Below are 19,879 nucleotides of genomic sequence, written 5' to 3' on the forward strand. Positions count from 1 at the left end.
TTATTTAGCCTGCTCGAGCTTGGCCGCTTTGGCGGCATCGTACCACCACAGAATGCGCTCGCCGACGCTCGACGAATAATTGTCGATCTGATAGCGCGGCAAGGTCTCGGGATGACCGAACACATCCCAATAGGCCACCGGGTGATTGGCGCGATACCAATGCGGCACCCAATACCGCCCGGCGCGGAACACCCGGTCGAAAGCGCGACAGGCGGTCGTCAGGTCGGCGCGGGTGTCGGCGGCCAGAATCTTCTCGATCAACGCATCGATGGCTGGATCGGCGATGCCGGCCAGATTGTACGAGCCTTTGGTAGCGGCAGCCTGCGACGAGAAGGTCGGACGCATCGAGTCCCCCGGCGTCGCCGCGATGCCGAGGCGCTCGGTGGTCATATCGAAGTCGAAATCCTCAACCCTGGCACGGTATTGCACGGCGTCGACCAGCCGCAGGCTGGCGTCGATCCCGAGCGTGCCGAGATTCTTGATGAAAGGTGCATGGTGCGGTTGGAACGAAGGCTCGTCGAGCAGAAATTCCAGCCTGAAGACCTCGCCGTTCGGCAGCAATCGCTTGCCGTCCTTGATGACGAGTCCGGCCTCGTTGAGCAGTTGCGAGGCCTTGCGCAGCAAGGCGCGATCCTGCCCCGACCCATCCGACACCGGCGGCACGAAAGGCGGACCGAACACCTCGTCCGGCACCTGGCCGCGAAACGGCTCGAGCAGCCTGAGCTCTTCGGGCGACGGTGGCCCGTTCGCCACCATGTCCGAATTCTGAAACAGCGATTGGGTGCGCGCATAGGCGCCGTACATAATCGTCTTGTTGGTCCATTCGAAATCGAACGCCTGGATCAGCGCTTCGCGCACGCGCGGGTCCTTGAACTGCGCGCGGCGCGTATTCATGAACCAGCCCTGCGCACCCGCCGGCGACTGATCCGGCAAGACTTCGCGCTTGACGCGGCCATCCTTGATGGCGGGGAAGTCGTAGCGCGTCGCCCAAATCCGCGCGGTAAATTCTTCGCGGAACAGATAGCTCTTGCCGCTAAATCCCTCGAAGGCGACATCGCGGTCGCGGTAGAATTCGTAGCGAACGGTATCGAAATTGTAGACGCCGCGGCTGACCGGCAGATCGGCTCCCCACCAATCCTTGACCCGATCGTATTCGATGTAGCGGTTGGCTTCGAATTTTCCGACCTTGTAAGGTCCCGACCCCAACGGCGGATCCAGCGTCGATTCGTCAAACGGACGCGTCGCATAATAAGCCTTCGAGAAAATCGGCAAGGTCGCGACATAGAGCGGCACATCGCGCCCGCGTTTGTCCGCGAAGGTGACGGCCACCGTCATATCGTCGAGCGCTTCGGCCTTCACCATATCGCGCAACTGCACGATGACGAGCGGATGGCCCTTTGCTTTCAGCGTCGTGAACGAAAAAGCGACGTCATGCGCGGTCAGTTTCGAACCGTCGTGAAAACTGGCCTGCGGCCGCAGCGCAAATTTGTAGGTCAGTTTGTCCGCGGAAATCTGCGCCGACTTCGCCGCAAGGCCGTACACCGCGTCCGGCTCGTCACCCGCGCGCGCCATCAGCGTCGCAAAAGTGAGGTCCATGCCCTGCGCGCCTTCGCCCTTCAGGATGAAGGCGTTGAGCGAATTGAACGTAAAGTAGGACTGATTATACGAGCGGACCGAGGGAATCGTCGAAAACGTCCCGCCTTTCGGCGCGGCGAGATTCACATAGTCGAGATGATGGAAATCCGCCGGATATTTCAGGTCGCCGAACACCGATAGCCCATGAACCTCGGCGCCAAACTCCTCCGCCGCTCTTGCGGGCCGCAGCAGGGGTGCGCTCAGCGCGCCAATTCCGAGACCGAGCACATGCCGGCGGGAGAACAGCGCCATGCGCGAAAAATCCCTCAAGACCGCTTGCCGATCCTGGCAGCCTTGTCGGCGTCGTACCACCACAATGACGGCAGACCGGAACGGCCATATTTCGGCAGCGGCTCGGCGTGGCTGAAGCGATCCCAGCGCGCATAGCGCGAAAAGCCATAGGTGAATTGCGGCACGACATAGAAATTCCACAACAGCACACGGTCGAGCGCTTTGGTCGCGGCCACGAGGTCGGCGCGGCCCTTGGCGAAGATGACCTTGTCGATCAGCGCATCGACGGCGGGATTCTTGATGCCGATGGTGTTTTTCGCGCCGGGCTGGTCGGCGGTCTGCGATCCCCAGAACTCGCGCTGCTCGTTGCCGGGCGACAGCGACTCGCCCCAGACATCGGTGATGATATCGAAATCGAAGCTGCGCAGCCGGTTTTCATACTGCGCGTCGTCGACGACGCGGATCGAGGTGGTGACGCCGATGCGTTCCAATGACGGCTTGTAGAACAGCGCGATCCGTTCGGCGGACGGGTCCTGAACCAAAATCTCGACGGTGAACGGCTTGCCTGCCGCATCCACCAATTTGCGGTCGCGGATCTCGTAGCCGGCCTCTTTCAAAAGCCGCATGCTCTCCCGCAAATTGGCCCGCACCGCTTCCGGATTGCCGCCGACCGGATTCTGATAGGGGGTCGTGAAAACTTCCGGTGGCACCTTGTCGCGCACGGTCTCGAGGATCTCCAATTCCTGCCCCTCCGGCAGTCCCTTTGCAGCCAGCTCCGTTCCCTCGAAATAGCTGTTGATGCGTTTGTATTGGCCATAGAACAGTTGCTTGTTCATCTCCTCGAAATCGTAAGCATAGTTGAACGCCCGGCGCAGCCGCGCATCCTTGAACTGGTCGCGGCGCAGGTTGAGCACGAAACCCTGCATACGGCCCGAATCGTTGATCGGGAATTCTTCCATGACGACGCGCTTTTCGGTGACCGCCGGAAAATCATAAGCGGTCGCCCATTGCTTCGCCGAATTCTCGGTGATCCAATCGGCCTGGTCGGCCTTGAACGCTTCGAGCGCTACGGTGTTGTCGCGGAAAAACTCATAGCGCATCTCGTCGAAATTGTTCTCGCCGATCCGTACCGGCAGCTTCTCGCCCCAGTAATCCTTGACCCGCTCCAGCACGACCGACCGGCCGGCGACGAACTGTTTGATGCGGTAGGGGCCGGACCCCAACGGCGGCTCCAGCGTGGTCGCCGAGATATCGCGCTTGCGGCCCTGGCTGTCGGTGCCTTCCCAATAATGCTTCGGCAATACCGGCAATTCGCCGACGATGGTCGGCAGTTCGCGGTTTCCCGGAGCATCGAAAGTGAATTTTATATCGCGCTCGCCGATCTTCTCGTATTTCACGACGTGACGATAATACGAGCCGTACATCGGGCTGTATTTCTTCAGCGCCTCGATCGAGAAAATCACGTCCTCGGGTGTCACCGGCTGGCCGTCATGCCAGCGCGCCTCCTTGCGAAGCCGGTAGGTCACCCAGGCGAAATCGTCGGGATGGGAAGCGGCTTCCGCCAATAGGCCATATTCGGTGACGATCTCGTCCTGCGACTTCGCCATCAGCTCTTCGTAGATCAGGGCGGCGGCCGGCGCGATCGAGCCTTTGACGCCGGCAACCGCGATGTTGAAATTGTCGAAGGTGCCGAGCGAGATCATGCGGGCGACGCCGCCCTTGGGGGCGTCCGGATTGACGTAATCGAAGCGCTTGAAGTCGGCGGGATATTTGATGTCGCCGAACAGCGACAGCGCGTGCCGCCAGGCCGGTTCGCTAGTCGCGGCCTGCGCCGCCGCGGGGCTTGTCGCCGGGAGGCCGGTCGAAACTCCCAAGACCGGGGCTGCGGCGGCAAGGGTTCCACTCTGAAGAAGCTGTCGTCGGGTAATTGCCAAATGGGAGTTCCTGTTGGTACCGCGCTATTGAGGACGCAATATAAGGCAAGGGTTCGACAGGTTAAGTTGCTTTTTCCTCATGATACTAGCCCGCTCGGAGCGCCGGTGCGGCGAAACGTCCCGATAACGCGGGCGCGACCAGCAAAAGTGGGTACCGGTTTTGCGTCCGGTCGCGCTCCAACTTATAAAAGCGCATGATCTTACCGCCAAACCGCTCACACTTTGGCGGATCATGCGCGTGACCTGATAGCAAAACGGCCAGGCGATGCCCGGCCGTTTGCAGCAGAAGATCATTCCGGCCGGAGGCCGTTACTTCGACGCCGTCGGCAGCGGAACCGGATTATCCGCAAGCGTGTGCAGATAGTCGATCACGTCGGCGCGCTCGCTGTCCTTCTGGATGCCGGCAAAACCCATCGCGGTGCCCGGAACATAGCCCTTGGGGTTGGCGATGAACTGGTTGAGGTCGTCATAGGTCCATTCACCGCCCTTGGCCTTCATGGCGGCCGAGAAATTGAACCCGCGTCCCTCGCCCTTCTTGTCGCCGACGATCCCGTAAAGGTTCGGACCGACCCGATTCGGGCCGCCCTTCTCGAAGGTGTGGCAGGCGGCGCATTTCTTGGCCGCGGCGGCGCCCTTTTCGACGGAGGCGGTCTGCAACAGCTTCTCGATCGGCTCGGACGGCGCAGGTGCGGCCTCCTTGCCACCGGCGGGCGCCTCTTCCTTGACGGCGATCTCGAAGCCTGGCTTTTCCGGCATCTTGGGGGCGAACAACGCCTGGGCGGTGAAGCTCGTCACCAACAGAACAAGGCAGGTGGCGAGAATAGCACCGAGAATTTTATTGAGTTCGAAGGAGTCCATATTCGGTCAGGCTCCAGGCCGGAAATGTCGACTTTAGGCCGGAGGGAAACGGCCGCGGATGCATCAGGATTAAAGCTTTCGCACCGCACCCGAGCCACGATCAGATATCGGTTTGCCCGTGCTCTGGCAACCCGTATAAATGCGCCGGCTTTCGCCTGATCCCCATCATTCCAACCGTGTTATCAACCGGGTCCAGACCTCATTCTGATGCCAGAAAAGCGCACTTTGGTGCTGATTCCCGCCCGCATGGCGGCGACCCGCCTGCCCGGCAAGCCGCTATTGGATATCGCCGGCGTGCCGATGATCGTCCATGTGCTGCGCCGGGCCGAGGCCGCCAAAATCGGCCGCGTGGCGGTCGCGACCGACACGCCCGAAATCGCGGCGGCGGTCACCGCCCGTGGCGGCGAAGCGGTCATGACGCACGGCGACCACCCTTCCGGCTCGGACCGGATCTACGAGGCGCTTGGCAAGCTCGATCCGAGGGGTGAGGCCGAAATCGTCGTCAACCTGCAGGGCGATTTCCCGACCATTTCGCCTGAAAACATCAGAAGCGTGCTCGGCCCGCTCGCCGACCCCGCGGTCGATATCGCGACGCTTGCCGCCGAAATCCATACCGAGGAAGAGGACACCGCCCCGAGCGTGGTAAAGGCGATCGGCTCGCCCGTGAGCCCCGGGCGACTGCGCGCGCTCTACTTTACCCGCGCGACCGCGCCTTACGGCGACGGGCCGCGCTACCATCATATCGGCCTCTATGCCTACCGCCGCGCGGCCCTGCAGCGTTTTGTAGCGCTACCGCCGTCTCCTCTCGAGAAGCAGGAGAAGCTCGAGCAGCTGCGGGCGCTCGAAGCCGGCATGCGCATCGATATCACCCTGGTCGAGACGGTGCCGCGCGGCGTCGATACGCCGGCCGATCTCGAAACCGCGCGTCAGCTACTAGCGCCCCGTTTCCGAAGTTCGTAAACCCTCGCGGCCCCACTATACGAACTTCGGAAACAAAGAGGGGCGCTAGCAAATATTGGTTTCCAGTGCCGCTTATCGATTTGAAGTTCCCGGGGTGGACTCGCGGCAAACACTGCAGGAACTTCAAATCGGCGGCACTGGCCAAAACCTAAGCGGCTGGTAAAAGGCGCGCCATGACCAAAGCAACGACCAGACTTAAGAAAATCGCATTCCAGGGCGAGCCCGGGGCAAATTCCCATATCGCCATTGCCGACGCCTATCCCGACGCCGAGCCTCTGGCCTGCGCCACCTTCGAGGATGCGCTGGCCGCGATCACCTCCGGCGAAGCCGATCTAGGCATGATCCCGATCGAGAACTCGGTCGCCGGCCGGGTCGCCGATATCCATCATCTGTTGCCGGCTTCGGGCCTGTTCATCGTCGGCGAATGGTTCCTGCCGATCCGACATCAATTGATGGCGCCGCGCGGCGCCAAACTTGCCGACATCAAGACGGTCGAGAGCCACGTCCACGCGCTCGGGCAATGCCGCCGCATCATCCGCAAGCTTAACATCAAGCCGATCGTGGCGGCCGATACCGCCGGCAGTGCGCGGGATATCGCGGAACGCGGCGACAAGAGTGCGGCCGCCATTGCCTCAAAGCTCGCGGCCGACATCTACGGCCTCGATATCCTCTCGGCTGACGTCGAGGACGAGACCCACAACACCACGCGCTTCGTGGTGCTCGCGCGCGAGGCGAACTGGGCCAAACAGGGCTCGGGGCCGCTGGTCACCACTTTTGTTTTCCGGGTGCGCAACCTGCCCGCCGCGCTCTACAAGGCGCTCGGCGGCTTTGCCACCAACGGCGTCAACATGACAAAACTCGAAAGCTACATGGTCGACGGCAATTTCTTCGCCACGCAGTTTTATGCCGACGTCGACGGCCATCCCGACGACCGCGGGCTCGCGTTCGCGCTGGAGGAGTTGAAATTCTTCTCGCGTGAATTTCGGATCGTCGGCGTCTATCCCGGCCATCCCTTCCGCGCGACGTTTAGCGAGAAGCAGGATTAAAGAGCCACATCACCATGTCGTCCCTGCGAAAGCAGGGACCCATACCGCGTGATTTATCTACAAGGCAGTGTGGTCGACACATTCCGCAAAATTAACGCCGGTGGTTATGGGTCCCTGCTTTCGCAGGGACGACGAATTTTACGCCGCGGCCTTCTTGTCTAACCCGAATGCGTCCGCCAAGAGACTATAGGATTTCTTGCGGGCGTCGTGATCGTAGACGGCGGTGATAACCATGAGCTCATCGGCCTGGCTTGCCGTGATCATCGGCTGCAGCTTTTGCATCACGGTTGCGGGGCTGCCGACGAACAGCCGTGAGCGGTTGCGGGCGATCGAGGCGCGTTCGCTGTCGGTGTAGGGATAGGCGAGAGCCTCCTCGACGCTCGGCAGCGGCGTGTACTGGCCGCGATCCCGGCGCAGACGGTTGAGATCCATCGACGACGCCAGCCGCTCAGCTTCCGCATCGGTTTCGGCCGCGACCACGGCCACGGCCAGAATGCCATACGGTGTCGCGCGCCAGGCCGACGGCTTGAAATGCGCGCGATAATTTGTCAGCGCGTCAACCGCATCGAACGACGCAAAATGATGCGCGAACGCAAAACCCATCCCGACTTGCGCGGCGAGCTCGGAGCTATAATCGCTGGAGCCGAGCAGCCAGATCGGCGGCAGCGGCGTGTCGTCCGGCATCGCCACCACGTTGTTGTAGGGATGGTTTGGCGGGAAATCGCGGGTCTCCCACAAGATCAGTTCATGCAACCGTTCGAGAAAGTCGTCGCCCTCACGGCGGTCGAGCCGGCTGCGCAGCGCATAGGCTGTGGCGCCATCGGTGCCCGGGGCGCGGCCGAGGCCGAGATCGATACGGCCGGGAAACAATGCCTCCAGCATCTTGAAGCGCTCGGCCACCACCAGCGGCGCGTGGTTGGGCAGCATCACGCCGCCGGAGCCGACCCGGATGTTTTTGGTCACGGCGGCGATCTGCCCGATCATCAAATCGGGCGCGGGGCTTGCAACCGATGCGAGATTGTGATGCTCGGCGAGCCAATAGCGGACATAGCCGAGTGCATCGGCATGGCGCGCCAGATCGATGCTGTTGCGCAAGGCGGCCGCGGGCTTGGTGCCGGTGGTGACGACGGAGAGGTCGAGTATGGAAAGCGGGATCATGGGCGTTAAGTTAATGCACGATAGCGGGCGGACAATGATGCCTGTCATGCAGATCAGGCCCGCGCCGGCGGCTGGCGGGGTGACGGTTCGGACGATGGCAAGTGGGACGACATCCAGATGGGGACATCATCTTGCATCATGCCCACTTGAAGGTCGCAAGCAAACTCAAATCACCTTTTACGAGAAATCCATAAATTACAGCATATATCCTGACATTCCAGGGCAAACCCAGGCCAAAGAATATTGCCCACCTTCCTGATATTTCCGGCCTACGTTATATATATTCTACAGATATTGGGCCATTTCCCACGGCCGATGGGCTGTCTGATCCCTGCCATTTGGCTTATTTTAGCGCCCTGCAGCTAGACCTGTGCCTGACCGGAATGAGTGGAGTTTGTGGTTGCCATGACCGAGGTTGCGCCCCCCACGCCGGATGGACACCGCGCGTTCAAAACTCCTGATATCTCGTTCGAGTTTTTTCCACCGAAGACCGAGGAGATGGAGCGCAGCCTGTGGGAGACGATCAAGCGTCTCGCGCCGCTTTCGCCCAATTTCGTCTCGGTGACCTATGGCGCCGGCGGATCGACTCGCGAGCGCACCCATTCCACCATCGCCCGCATCCTGGCTGAAACCGACCTGTTGCCGGCCGCCCATCTGACCTGCGTCGGCGCGGCACGCGGCGAGATCGATGAGATCGTCGGCCGCTATCACGAGGTCGGCGTCCGCCATATCGTAGCACTGCGCGGCGACCCGCCCGGCGGCATCGGCACGCCCTACTCTACCCATCCCGACGGCTATCGCAGTTCGGCCGAGCTCGTCGCCGGCATCAAGCGGCAGCATGGCGATGTCGAGGTTTCGGTTTCCGCCTATCCCGAAAAACACCCGGAAAGCCCTGACTTCGATGCCGACATCGATTTCCTCAAGGCAAAAGTCGATGCCGGCGCGACGCGCGCGATCACCCAGGTCTTCTTCGACAACGACATTTACTTCCGCTATCTCGATCGCGTCCGTGCCCGCGGCATCGATATTCCGATCGTGCCCGGCATCATGCCGATGCACAATTTCAAGCAGGCCCGCAATTTCGTCACCCGCGCCGGCACCAGCGTGCCGGACTGGCTGGCGGAGAAATTCGAAGGCCTCGACGATGATCCCGAAACCCGCAAGCTGGTCGCGGCCACCGTTGCCGCCGGCCAGGTGCAAAAGCTCGCCAAGAACGGCGTCGACACCTTTCATTTCTACACCATGAACCGCGCGGACCTCGTCTTCGCCATCAGCCATTTGCTGGGCATCCGCCCCAATGGCGCACAGAAAGCCGCCTGATCCGATGACCGTGCCTGTTTCCGCCAAACGAACAGCTTTGCTCGCCGCCGCCCGCGAGCGCATCCTGGTGCTCGACGGCGCCATGGGCACCATGATCCAGGGCCTCGAATATGACGAAGCCGCGTTTCGCGGCGAACGCTTCAAGGATTTCCATCGCGACCTCCGCGGCAACAACGATTTGTTGATCCTGACGCAGCCGAAGGCGATCGAGGACATCCACGCCGATTACTTGCGCGCCGGCGCCGACATCGTCGCCACCAACACTTTTTCCTCGACCTCGATCGCGCAGGCCGATTACGACCTCTCCGGCATCGCATATGAGATGAATCTCGAAGGCGCAAAGCTGGCGCGCGCCGCCGCCGAGCGGGTGACCGCCGAGGACGGCAAGCCGCGCTTTGTTGCCGGCGCCATCGGCCCGACCAACCGCACCGCGTCGATCTCGCCCGATGTGTCCAATCCCGGTTTCCGCGCCGTCACGTTCGACGATCTGCGCGCAGCGTATGGCGAACAGATCAAGGGGCTTCTGGACGGCGGCGCCGATCTGCTGCTGGTCGAGACCATTTTCGATACGCTCAACGCCAAGGCCGCGCTGTACGCGATCGCCGAAATCACGGAAGCGCGCGGCATCGACGTGCCCGTGATGATCTCCGGCACCATCACCGACAAGTCCGGCCGACTGCTCTCGGGCCAACTCCCCGAGGCGTTCTGGAATTCGGTGCGTCACGCAAAACCCGTCACCATCGGTTTCAACTGCGCGCTCGGCGCTGAGGATTTGCGCGCACATATCGCGGACATTGGCCGCGTCGCCGACACGCTGGTCTGCGCCTATCCGAATGCCGGATTGCCCAACGAATTCGGCCAATATGACGAGAGCCCGGAATATATGGCGCGGCTGATCGGCGAGTTCGCGCAGGCTGGCCTCGTCAACATCGTCGGCGGCTGCTGCGGCACCACGCCCGACCATATCTTAGCGATTGCCGCCGCCGTCGCGCCGCACAAGCCGCGCGCCGTTCCCGCGATCGAGCCGCGGCTGCGGCTCTCGGGCCTCGAGCCATTCGAGCTGACGCCCGCGATCCCGTTTGTGAACGTCGGCGAGCGTACCAATGTCACCGGCTCCGCGCGATTCCGCAAATTGATCACCGCGGGCGATTACACCGCGGCGCTTCAAGTCGCGCGTGACCAGGTCGAGAACGGTGCGCAGATCATCGACGTCAACATGGACGAAGGATTGCTCGATTCCGAAAAGGCGATGGTGACGTTCCTCAATCTCGTCGCGGCCGAGCCGGACATCGCCCGCGTCCCTGTCATGGTGGACTCTTCGAAATTCGCGGTGATCGAAGCCGGCCTGAAATGTGTTCAGGGCAAGCCGGTGGTGAATTCGATCTCGATGAAGGAAGGCGAGGAAAAATTCATCCACGAGGCCAAAATCGCGCGGCGGCACGGCGCCGCCGTGGTGGTGATGGCGTTCGACGAAGTCGGACAGGCCGACACGTTCGCGCGCAAGACCAAAATCTGCAAGCGCGCCTACGATATCCTAGTCGACCAAATCGGCTTCCCGCCGGAAGACATCATCTTCGATCCGAATATCTTTGCGATCGCGACCGGGCTCGAGGAGCACAATAATTACGGCGTCGACTTCATCGAGGCGACGCGCTGGATCCGGCAAAACCTGCCGCATGCGCATATTTCCGGCGGCGTATCGAATCTCTCCTTCTCGTTCCGCGGCAATGAGCCGGTGCGCGAGGCCATGCATTCGGTGTTCCTGTATCACGCCATCAAGGCCGGCATGGACATGGGCATCGTCAATGCCGGGCAGATGATCGTCTATGACGACATCGATCCCGAGCTGCGCCAGACCTGCGAAGACGTCATTTTGAATCGCGACCCCGGCGCGTCCGAGCGGCTGCTCGCTTTGGCCGAAAAATTCCGCGGCAAGGAGAAACAGACAAAGGAGCAGGACCTCGCCTGGCGCGAATGGCCGGTCGACAAACGGCTGTCGCATGCGCTGGTGCACGGCATCACCGAATTCATCGACGTCGACACCGAGGACGCGCGCAAGCTTGCCAAACGTCCGCTCGACGTCATCGAGGGGCCGCTGATGGCCGGCATGAACATCGTCGGCGACCTCTTTGGCGACGGCAAGATGTTCCTGCCGCAGGTGGTTAAATCGGCCCGCGTCATGAAGCAGGCGGTGGCTTACCTCATGCCGTTCATGGAAGAGGAGAAGGCGCGCAACCTTGCCGCCGGCATCGCCAGTGACGGCCGCAGCTCCGCCGGCAAGATCGTGCTCGCGACCGTGAAGGGCGACGTCCACGACATCGGCAAGAACATCGTCGGCATCGTCCTGCAATGTAACAATTTTGAAGTCATCGACCTCGGCGTCATGGTGCCCGCGACAAAAATCATCGAGACCGCGAAGGCCGAGGGCGCCGACATCATCGGCCTGTCCGGCCTGATCACACCGTCGCTCGACGAGATGAGTTTTTTGGCCGGCGAGCTCGAGCGGCAAGGCATGACGGTGCCGCTCTTGATCGGCGGCGCCACCACGAGCCGCGTCCATACCGCGGTAAAAATCGACCCGAATTATCGCGGCGGGCCGGTGGTGCATGTCAATGACGCGAGCCGCGCGGTCGGCGTCGCCTCCTCGCTGTTGTCGCCCGACAAGCGCGAGGCCTACGCCACTGAGGTGCGCGCCGATTACGCAAAAATTTCCGCGGCGCATTTCCGCGCACAGGCCGACAAGAAGCGGCTGAAGCTCGCGAACGCCCGCGCCAACGCGGTCACGATCGATTTTGCAAAAACGCCGCCGAGGAAGCCGGCGTTTCTCGGCATCAAAAGCTTTCGCGACTACGACCTCGCCGAACTCGCAAAATACATCGACTGGACGCCGTTCTTCCAGACCTGGGAACTGACCGGGCGTTTTCCGGCGATTCTCGACGATCCCAAGGTCGGTGAAGTCGCGCGCTCGCTCCATGACGACGCGCGCAAGATGCTCGACCTGATCGTGAAGGAAAACTGGTTCAAGGCGCAGGCAACCATCGGCTTCTGGCCCGCCAATGCCGAAGGCGACGATATTCTGGTCTATGCCGACGACAGCCGCAAAAACCAGATCGCCACCTTCCACACGCTGCGCCAGCAGCTCGAAAAACGCGAAGGCCGTTTCAATGCGGCGCTGTCGGATTTCATCGCGCCTCGCGCGAGCGGCGTGGCCGACTATATCGGCGCGTTCGTGGTCACCGCCGGGATCGGCGAGGATGTCATCGCCGACCGCTTTAAAAACGCCAATGACGATTACTCCTCGATCCTGTGCAAGGCGCTGGCCGACCGTCTCGCCGAAGCCTTTGCCGAGCGGATGCACGCCCGCGTACGCCGGAAATTTTGGGGTTACGCGCCGGACGAGGCGCTGTCGCCGGAAGACCTGATCCTGGAAAAATACCAGGGCATTCGCCCCGCGCCCGGCTATCCCGCGCAGCCCGATCACACCGAGAAGGCGACCTTGTTCGCGCTGCTCGACGCGGAAAACACCGCCGGCGTCAAACTGACCGAGAGTTATGCGATGTGGCCTGGCTCATCCGTCTCCGGGCTTTATTTCAGCAACCCGGAAAGCTTTTACTTCGGCGTCGGCAAGATCGAGCGCGACCAGGTCGAAGACTACGCCGCGCGCAAGGGGTTTGAGGTCACGGAGGCCGAGCGCTGGCTGGCGCCGGTGTTGAACTATATCCCCGCGCAGGATCAATCGGCGCAAGAGCGGCTGGTGAAAGAGGCGATGCCGACACTGGCGCCGGCCTCCGCCGTCCCCGCCAACGATGTGGCCTCGCATCCGCCCGGCTGCACCTGCGCGGTGCATCTGGCATACCGGAAGAAGGCGGCGAGGGCGTAGCCTCAACCTCTCTGTCATACCCCGCGAATGCGGGGTATCCAGTACGCTGCGGCCTCTCGATTGATCACCAGCGTCTCTGGAATACTGGATCACCCGCTTTCGCGGGTGATGACAGCTGTGTGCGTTGCTCCTGGCTCAGATCATTTCCCGCTCGGCGGGGCCAGCGGCTGCACGATTTCCTGGAACGGCGGCAGCGCTTCGCAGCGCGCGGCGTGGGCGGCCAGGGCCGGATATCCCGCGCCGTCAAACAGGGCCGGATGCGCTTCGCCGGTAAACCGCAGCACGCAGGCGACCGCGATGTCGGCATGCCCGATATTCTCGCCAAACCAGAACGGTTTTGCGATGGCGGCACGCTGCTTTTCGAGCGCCGTAAGCACGCCGCCGATCTGGGTCTGGCAGCGCTCGACCCAGACCTTTGACTCCTTCTTGCGCAGCGCACGCTCATAGAGAAGACTGACCGCCTTGTCCGCCAGCCCGGTCGCCAGCGCGCAGATTTCCAGGGCATGGCGGCGCTCCGGCCCGCGCGCGGCAATCATGGCCTTTCCCGGCCCGACCCATTCGTCGAGATAATCGAGGATCGCCGTGCTCTCGATCAGCACCTCGCCGCTGTGCAGCACCATGGTCGGCACCCGCCGCAGCGGATTATAGGGCGCGATCTTGTCGCCATCGCTAAAGGTCGACCACGGCCAGTGCTCGTAAGGCAGCTCGTAAAGCCGCAACGCAATCGCGACGCGGCGGACGAAGGGGGAATCGTATTGGCCGATCAGGATCATGGCGGTCGCATCCCTTCCCTATTCATCATGGCGGGCATAGCCGGCTGAAGGACGGCGTCGCTTCCGCTCGCCATAGCGTCCAAAGGACGGCGTCGCTTCCGCTCGCCTATGGACCCGGCCATGACGGCAGAGCGAATCCTACCCCTCTCCCTCGTCTCTCGCCAAGAACCAATCCCTTCCAACCGCTCGCCCGGCCCCCGGCCTGCTCGCGGAATTCCATTTTTGACTGGCGGGCCGGCCCGAATCACCGGCTTGATGCAGGATAGGCTGAGGGAGCGAAGCCGTGTCGCGCCACCATATCCTGCCGCCGATCGTCTACACGCCAGTGCCGAAGCCGAAAAAGGCCGAGAGCCGGCCGAAGACCGGCCGCCTGCAAAAGAAGGGCGCGGCCGCGAGCGGGGAGGTCGGCGACCTCGAAGAGACCGGCGAGGTCGGGGCATTCGCGGCGGCGCGGGCGGCCACTCACCCATTGCCGGATACCTCTACGTCGATCGGGGCCGCCGAACAGCGAATTCCCTCGACCACCGGCAAGCTCAGCGAGAGCACCTTGAGAGAGCTGCTGCTGGCGCAGGAGCAGGAAAGCGCGGCCGGGGCTGGCACAGACGTGAATGCCCGGATCAAGTCCGGGCATGACGACTGAGAACGCCTACCCCTCCCCCTCATCGCTCGCCAGCACTCCCTTCACGGCGCGCGCCCAGCCGGCGAGCTTCCGCTCGCGCGTGGCCTGGCTCATGTTCGGCTTGAAGCGGTGCTCCAGCCGCCAATTGTCGGCGAATTTTGACGGTTCGGGATAGACCCCCGCCGCGAGGCCCGCGAGGTAGGCGGCGCCGAGCGCGGTGGTTTCCTGGATCATCGGGCGGTCGACCGGGGCGTCCAGCAAATCGGCGAGGCGCTGCATGGTCCAGTCGGAGGCGGTCATGCCGCCGTCGACGCGGAGCACGATGTTGGCGGCTTTGGCGTCGGGCCAGTCGGCGCGCATCGCGGCCCACAGGTCAAAGGTCTGGTAGCAGACGCTTTCCAGCGCGGCATGGGCGAGCTCGGCAGGTCCCGTGTTGCGGGTGAGCCCGAACAGCGCGCCGCGCACGCGCGGATTCCAGTAGGGCGCGCCGAGGCCGACGAAGGCCGGCACCAGGTAGACGCTCTGGGTGGAATCGGACTGGTCGGCCAGCGGACCGGTTTCGGCGGCCTTCTTGATGATGCCGAGCCCGTCGCGGAGCCACTGCACCGACGATCCCGCGACGAAGATCGAACCCTCCAGCGCATAGGTGCGCTGGCCCTTGAGCTGATAGGCAATCGTGGTGAGCAGCTTGTTCTTCGACTTGACCGGCGTGGCGCCGGTGTTGAGCAGCGCAAAACAGCCGGTGCCGTAGGTCGATTTCATCATGCCGGCCGAAAAGCAGGCCTGCCCGATGGTCGCGGCCTGCTGGTCGCCGGCGATGCCTGCGATCGCGATGGCGCCGCCGAACAATTCGGGCCGGCTTTCGCCGAAATTGGCGGAAGAATCCTTGACCTCCGGCAGCATCGAGCGCGGCACCCGCAGGATTTTCAGCAGCTCGTCGTCCCACTCCCCCAGGTGGATGTTGAAGAGCAGCGTGCGCGAGGCGTTGGTGGCGTCGGTCGCGTGCACCTTGCCGCCGGTCAGCCGCCACAACAGGTAGCAATCGACGGTGCCGAACATCAGTTCCCCGCGCTCGGCCCGGGCCCGCGCACCGGGCACAGAATCGAGGATCCAGGCGACCTTGGTGCCTGAGAAATAGGGGTCGATGATCAGGCCGGTCTTTGCAGAGATCGCGGGCTCGTGACCCTCCGCTTTTAGTTTGGCGCAGATGTCGGCGGTGCGGCGGTCCTGCCAGACGATGGCGCGATGCACCGCGGTGCCGGTGGCGCGGTCCCAAACGACCGTCGTTTCGCGCTGGTTGGTGATGCCGATCGCGGCGATGTCCTTTGCCGTAAGGCCCGCCTTCTCCATCGCATCGCGGCAGGTGATGACGGTCGAGGTCCAGATGTCCTCCGGCTCGTGCTCGACCCAACCCGAGGCCGGAAAATGCTGCGGGAATTCCTGCTGCGCGGTGGCGGCGATGGAAATATCGCTGCGAAACACGATGGCGCGCGAGGATGTGGTGCCCTGATCGATGGCCAGCACAAAGGACATGGCGTTTTTTCCTGGCGTTGCTTCCCGGGGGTGGTTGGTGGTGTTGCGGCAAGGCAAGCGGATTGGCGCGCGGAGGTCAATATGGCGGCGAGTGCGCCGCACCCTCGGTGTGCCCCCTCTCTCGCGCTTGCGGGGGAGGGCTGGGGTGGGGCTCTCGCCGCAATGGGATTCGCGGAGAGAGCCCCCACCCGCCTCGCTTTGCTCGGCACCCTCCCCCGCAAGCGGGAGAGGGGAAGAGGCTACGCGGACGCTGTCGTTACGCCGCCGTCGACCACAATCGTCTGGCCGGTCATGAAGCTCGAGGCATCGGAGGAGAGATAAGCGACCGCGCCGGCGATTTCGTCGGGTTCGCCGATCCGGCGGAGCGGTGTGGTGGCGCAGCGGTGTTTCAGGCGCTCTTCGTCTTCCCACAAGGCGCGGGCGAAATCGGTCTTGACGAGGCCGGGCGCGACGCAATTGACGCGGACGCCTTTCGGGCCCCATTCGCCGGCGAGGCTGCGGCACAGCGCAAAATCAGCGGCTTTCGAAATCCCGTAGGCGCCGATCACGGTCGAACCGCGCAAGCCGCCGATCGAGGAGATGATCACGACCGAGCCGTTGCCGCGCGCCGCCATCGGCGGGATCGCGAGCGCACAGAGCCAGATGTTGCTCTTGACGTTTGAGCCCATGATCTTGTCGAAGGCTTCGTCCTTGATGTCGAGCAGCGGGCCGTAATAGGGGTTCACCGCGGCGTTGCAGACGAGGATATCGATCTTGCCGTAGTGTCTTGTGGCGCCCGCAATCAGCGCCTCGACTTCCTCGCGGCGCGAGATGTTGCAGGGGATGACATGGGCGTCGCCGCCCGCTTTGCGGATGCCGGCCGCCACTTCCTCGCAGGCGTCCGCCTTGCGGCTGGAGATCACCACCTTGGCGCCGAGTTTTGCCAACAGCTCCGCCGACGAACGGCCGATGCCGCGGCTGGAGCCGGTGATGACGGCGACTTTTCCGGTGAGATCGAACGGGGTGTTTTTCATGGCACGTACTCCCTCTTCTGTTTTATTTGCTTGCTCTCGTTTCGTCATGGCCGGGCTTGTCCCGGCCATCCACGTCTTTCTTGCTGCTATACCGTAAAGACGTGGATGCCCGGGACAAGCCCGGGCATGACGAGGATAGTGAATCGCGCGAGCGCAAATTCCACGCGCTCGGGACGACGTGAGCTACACCAATCCGCCGCTGTTGGTGACGCGGCGCAAATGATAGTCCGTGTCGCCAAGGCTATTCTCGATCATGGTCAGGCGCTTGAAATAGTGGCCGATCTTGGCCTCCTGGGTCATGCCGATGCCGCCATGCAATTGGATCGATTGCTGGCCGACGAATTTTCCGGATTTGCCGATCTGCACTTTCGCCGCGGCGATCGCGGTTGCGCGCTCCCTGGCGTCGTCGAAGTCGGACGCCATGGTCGCGAACATCGACATGCTGCGGGCCTGTTCGACCGCGACGAACATGTCGGCGGCGCGGTGCTGCAGGGTCTGGAAGCTGCCGATCGGCACGCCGAACTGCGTGCGGGTCTTTAAATATTCGACGGTGGTTTTTAGCGATTCATCCATGATGCCGACGGCTTCCGCGCACATCGCGGTGCGGGCGTCGTCGACCACACGCTCGATCAGCGGCAAGGCATTCTCGGGATCGCCGATCGCCGCATCGGCGCCGACCTCGACGCCGGTAAAGGTGATGTCGGCGGCGTGCAGGCCGTCCTGGGTCGGATAGGCTTTTTTTGTAACGCCCTTGGCGTTGCCGGGTACCAGGAACACGCCGATGCCGCCAGCGTCACGCTGGCCGCCCTTGGTGCGCGCGGTGACGATCAAGATATCGGCGGTGTCGCCATTGAGCACGACGAACTTTTCGCCGTCGATCACCCAGCCCGAGCCTTTTTTCTTGGCCGAGGTCGCCACATCCTGCAGGTCGTAGCGCGAGTTCTTCTCGAGCTGAGCAAACGCAAACGTCTTGCTGCCGTCGATGATGCCGGGGATGTGCGCGGCTTTCTGCTCGGCCGAGCCGCCGCGCCGCAAAAAGCCGCCGCTGATCACAACCGTCGGCAGATAAGGCTCCAGCACCAGCGCCTTGCCCAAGGCCTCCATCACGATCATGGTCTCGACCGCACCGGCGCCGAAGCCGCCGTCGTCTTCCGAGAACGGCAGGCCGAGCAGGCCCTGTTCGGCGAGCTTGCCCCAGACGGCTTTGCTCCAGCCGCCCTTCTCCTTCATGTATTTCTTGCGCGCGTCGAAATCGTAGGACGAGCCCAAGAGGCCGTCGACGCTTTCCTTGAGAAGCCGCTGCTCCTCGGACAAATCAAAATCCATGTTCTTTAGTTTCCTCTGACTACCATTTGTCGCCGCGACGCGCTGGCTTCTTAACCTCTCCCCGCCTGCGGGGAGAGGCATAGGCCGCCTCCGGCGGCCGTTCCTTAAAGAACGCCGAAGCGTAGCTTCGGCTATGTCGCATCGCAGATGCGATCCGGGTGAGGGGGTACCGCGCTAACTGTTGTCTTCAGTGTTCGCGGTGGGAAGCCCCTCACCCCAACCCTCTCCCCGCAAGAGCGGGGCGAGGGAGAAGAATTAAAGCCCCAGCACGGCCTTGGTGATGATGTTGCGCTGGATCTCGTTGGAGCCGCCGTAGATCGAGACCTTGCGGTTGTTGAAATAGCTCGGCGCGATCTGCGCGGTCCAGTCCATCGTCTCGTTGGAGCCGTCATCGCCGTGCTCGTCATAGGGCGCGGCGAACGGGCCGATCACTTCCATCAGAAGCTCGGTGGTGGCCTGCTGGATTTCCGAACCCTTGATCTTCAAGACCGAAGACGCCGGGTTCGGCTTGCCCTTGCCGTGCTTGCCCTCGTCGGCGACGACGCGAAGCTGGGTCAATTCCAGCGCCTTCAGCTCGATCTCGACCTCGGCGAGCTTTTCGCGGAATTTAACATTCTCCAGGATCGGCTTGCCGCCGGACTCGACCTTGGACGCCAGGTCCTTGATGCGGCGGATGCGCTCCTTGGAAACGCCGACGCGGGCAATCCCGGTGCGCTCATTGCCGAGCAGGAACTTGGCATAGTCCCAGCCCTTGTTCTCCTCGCCGACGAGATTTTCAAGGGGAACCTCGACGTCGTCGAAGAACACTTCGTTGACTTCGTAGCCGCCGTCGATGGTCTGGATCGGACGCACCGTGATGCCCTTCGACTTCATGTCGACCAGGATGAAGGAGATGCCGGTCTGTTTCTTTGCGGACGGATCGGTGCGGCAAAGACAAAAAATCATGTCGGCGTGCTGCGCCAGCGTGGTCCAGGTCTTCTGGCCGTTGATGACGTATTTATCGCCCTTGCGCTCGGCTTTGGTCTTGAGCGAGGCGAGATCGGAGCCGGAGCCGGGCTCCGAAAAGCCCTGGCACCACCAGTCGTCGACACTGGCGATGCGCGGCAGATAATGCTTCTTCTGCTTTTCATTGCCGAAGGTGTAGATCACCGGCCCGACCATGCTGACGCCGAAGGCGAGCGGCGCCGGCGCCGGGTGCATCTGCAGTTCCTCGTTGAAGATATAATGCTGCACCGAGCTCCAGCCGGTGCCGCCATATTCCTTCGGCCAGTGCGTCACGCCCCAGCCCTTCTTGTTCAGGATGCGCCACCAGTCGACCATCTCCTGCTTGGAAAGATGCCGGCCTTCCTGCAGTTTCTGCCGCGTCGAGGGCGGCACGTTGTCGCGGAAAAAGGCCCGCACCTCTTCGCGAAACGCCACTTCTTCCTTGCTGAAGCTGAGATCCATTGGATCCTCCTGTGAGCGAATGAGTTTTATTCGTAAGCTACGCGTTATCTTTATCTTTCGTCGTCCCTGCGAAAGCAGGGACCCATAACCACCGGCGTTCGTGAGTAGCAAAGCCGGCTACCACACTGCCTCAAGCGTATCCCCGGC

At 62.6% G+C, this 19,879-nt stretch carries 14 protein-coding genes; 5 read left to right on the plus strand and 9 right to left on the minus strand.

The features are described 5' to 3' along the window. The 3 genes from B5526_RS14250 to B5526_RS14260 all read right to left on the minus strand — a co-directional run bounded on the left by B5526_RS14250 (position 1) and on the right by B5526_RS14260 (position 4,658). Positions 1–1,887: an extracellular solute-binding protein gene (locus B5526_RS14250; RefSeq protein WP_079538886.1), complete on the minus strand. Its 1,887-nt coding sequence runs from the start codon at positions 1,885–1,887 to the stop codon at positions 1–3. Positions 1,888–1,901: 14 nt separating this feature from the next. Beyond that, positions 1,902–3,800, minus strand: coding sequence for an extracellular solute-binding protein (locus tag B5526_RS14255; protein ID WP_079538888.1), 1,899 nt, complete (start codon positions 3,798–3,800; stop codon positions 1,902–1,904). A gap of 309 nt (positions 3,801–4,109) precedes the next feature. After that, positions 4,110–4,658 (minus strand): c-type cytochrome, encoded by a 549-nt coding sequence (locus B5526_RS14260; RefSeq protein WP_079538890.1) that lies wholly within the window; start codon positions 4,656–4,658, stop codon positions 4,110–4,112. Between the two features lie 207 nt (positions 4,659–4,865). On the opposite strand from B5526_RS14260, the gene B5526_RS14265 reads away from it, so the two are divergent. Both B5526_RS14265 and B5526_RS14270 read left to right on the plus strand, forming a co-directional pair. Then, the gene (locus B5526_RS14265) at positions 4,866–5,618 is read left to right on the plus strand and encodes a 3-deoxy-manno-octulosonate cytidylyltransferase (RefSeq protein WP_079538892.1); all 753 of its coding nucleotides are present in this window, start codon (positions 4,866–4,868) and stop codon (positions 5,616–5,618) included. Positions 5,619–5,791: 173 nt separating this feature from the next. Continuing rightward, positions 5,792–6,664: a prephenate dehydratase gene (locus tag B5526_RS14270; protein ID WP_079538893.1), complete on the plus strand. Its 873-nt coding sequence runs from the start codon at positions 5,792–5,794 to the stop codon at positions 6,662–6,664. 138 nt (positions 6,665–6,802) lie between these two features. Here B5526_RS14270 and B5526_RS14275 read toward each other — a convergent pair whose 3' ends face one another. Beyond that, positions 6,803–7,822, minus strand: a complete 1,020-nt coding sequence (locus B5526_RS14275; protein WP_079538895.1) for an LLM class flavin-dependent oxidoreductase — start codon at positions 7,820–7,822, stop codon at positions 6,803–6,805. Positions 7,823–8,227: 405 nt separating this feature from the next. Between B5526_RS14275 and metF the strand changes: the two genes are divergently transcribed. Together metF and metH are read left to right on the plus strand one after the other, a co-directional pair. After that, positions 8,228–9,142, plus strand: coding sequence for a methylenetetrahydrofolate reductase [NAD(P)H] (metF, locus tag B5526_RS14280; RefSeq protein WP_079538897.1), 915 nt, complete (start codon positions 8,228–8,230; stop codon positions 9,140–9,142). Between the two features lie 4 nt (positions 9,143–9,146). After that, complete coding sequence (gene metH / locus B5526_RS14285) at positions 9,147–13,022, plus strand: methionine synthase (RefSeq protein WP_079544999.1); 3,876 nt, start codon at positions 9,147–9,149, stop codon at positions 13,020–13,022. Positions 13,023–13,162: 140 nt separating this feature from the next. Here the strand turns inward: metH and B5526_RS14290 are convergent, their stop codons facing one another. Beyond that, positions 13,163–13,795, minus strand: a complete 633-nt coding sequence (locus B5526_RS14290) for a glutathione S-transferase family protein (protein WP_079538899.1) — start codon at positions 13,793–13,795, stop codon at positions 13,163–13,165. A gap of 283 nt (positions 13,796–14,078) precedes the next feature. Here B5526_RS14290 and B5526_RS14295 point away from each other — a divergent pair, with 283 nt between their 5' ends. Next, positions 14,079–14,435, plus strand: a complete 357-nt coding sequence (locus tag B5526_RS14295; protein WP_079538901.1) for a hypothetical protein — start codon at positions 14,079–14,081, stop codon at positions 14,433–14,435. 6 nt (positions 14,436–14,441) lie between these two features. On the opposite strand, the gene glpK is transcribed toward B5526_RS14295, so the two are convergent. The 4 genes from glpK to pimC all read right to left on the minus strand — a co-directional run bounded on the left by glpK (position 14,442) and on the right by pimC (position 19,732). Next, entirely contained in the window at positions 14,442–15,947 is a 1,506-nt protein-coding gene (gene glpK / locus B5526_RS14300) for a glycerol kinase GlpK (RefSeq protein ID WP_079538903.1), read from the minus strand. 239 nt (positions 15,948–16,186) lie between these two features. Then, positions 16,187–16,960 (minus strand): SDR family NAD(P)-dependent oxidoreductase, encoded by a 774-nt coding sequence (locus B5526_RS14305; protein ID WP_079538905.1) that lies wholly within the window; start codon positions 16,958–16,960, stop codon positions 16,187–16,189. Positions 16,961–17,143: 183 nt separating this feature from the next. Next, positions 17,144–18,286 (minus strand): pimeloyl-CoA dehydrogenase small subunit, encoded by a 1,143-nt coding sequence (pimD, locus tag B5526_RS14310; RefSeq protein WP_079538907.1) that lies wholly within the window; start codon positions 18,284–18,286, stop codon positions 17,144–17,146. Between the two features lie 255 nt (positions 18,287–18,541). After that, positions 18,542–19,732, minus strand: a complete 1,191-nt coding sequence (pimC, locus tag B5526_RS14315; protein ID WP_079538909.1) for a pimeloyl-CoA dehydrogenase large subunit — start codon at positions 19,730–19,732, stop codon at positions 18,542–18,544. Between the last annotated feature and the right edge of the window lie 147 nt (positions 19,733–19,879).

It is taken from the genome of Bradyrhizobium lablabi (assembly GCF_900141755.1).
Taxonomy (GTDB): Bacteria; Pseudomonadota; Alphaproteobacteria; order Rhizobiales; family Xanthobacteraceae; genus Bradyrhizobium; species Bradyrhizobium lablabi_A.

What these genes read in the sequence shown, in the direction of transcription:
- B5526_RS14250 (WP_079538886.1), bottom strand. Translation starts at nt 1,887, where the DNA reads ATGGCGCTGTTCTCCCGCCGGCATGTGCTCGGTCTCGGAATTGGCGCG.
- B5526_RS14260 (WP_079538890.1), bottom strand. Translation starts at nt 4,658, where the DNA reads ATGGACTCCTTCGAACTCAATAAAATTCTCGGTGCTATTCTCGCCACC.
- B5526_RS14265 (WP_079538892.1), top strand. Translation starts at nt 4,866, where the DNA reads ATGCCAGAAAAGCGCACTTTGGTGCTGATTCCCGCCCGCATGGCGGCG.
- B5526_RS14270 (WP_079538893.1), top strand. Translation starts at nt 5,792, where the DNA reads ATGACCAAAGCAACGACCAGACTTAAGAAAATCGCATTCCAGGGCGAG.
- B5526_RS14275 (WP_079538895.1), bottom strand. Translation starts at nt 7,822, where the DNA reads ATGATCCCGCTTTCCATACTCGACCTCTCCGTCGTCACCACCGGCACC.
- metF (WP_079538897.1), top strand. Translation starts at nt 8,228, where the DNA reads ATGACCGAGGTTGCGCCCCCCACGCCGGATGGACACCGCGCGTTCAAA.
- metH (WP_079544999.1), top strand. Translation starts at nt 9,147, where the DNA reads ATGACCGTGCCTGTTTCCGCCAAACGAACAGCTTTGCTCGCCGCCGCC.
- B5526_RS14290 (WP_079538899.1), bottom strand. Translation starts at nt 13,795, where the DNA reads ATGATCCTGATCGGCCAATACGATTCCCCCTTCGTCCGCCGCGTCGCG.
- glpK (WP_079538903.1), bottom strand. Translation starts at nt 15,947, where the DNA reads ATGTCCTTTGTGCTGGCCATCGATCAGGGCACCACATCCTCGCGCGCC.
- B5526_RS14305 (WP_079538905.1), bottom strand. Translation starts at nt 16,960, where the DNA reads ATGAAAAACACCCCGTTCGATCTCACCGGAAAAGTCGCCGTCATCACC.
- pimD (WP_079538907.1), bottom strand. Translation starts at nt 18,286, where the DNA reads ATGGATTTTGATTTGTCCGAGGAGCAGCGGCTTCTCAAGGAAAGCGTC.
- pimC (WP_079538909.1), bottom strand. Translation starts at nt 19,732, where the DNA reads ATGGATCTCAGCTTCAGCAAGGAAGAAGTGGCGTTTCGCGAAGAGGTG.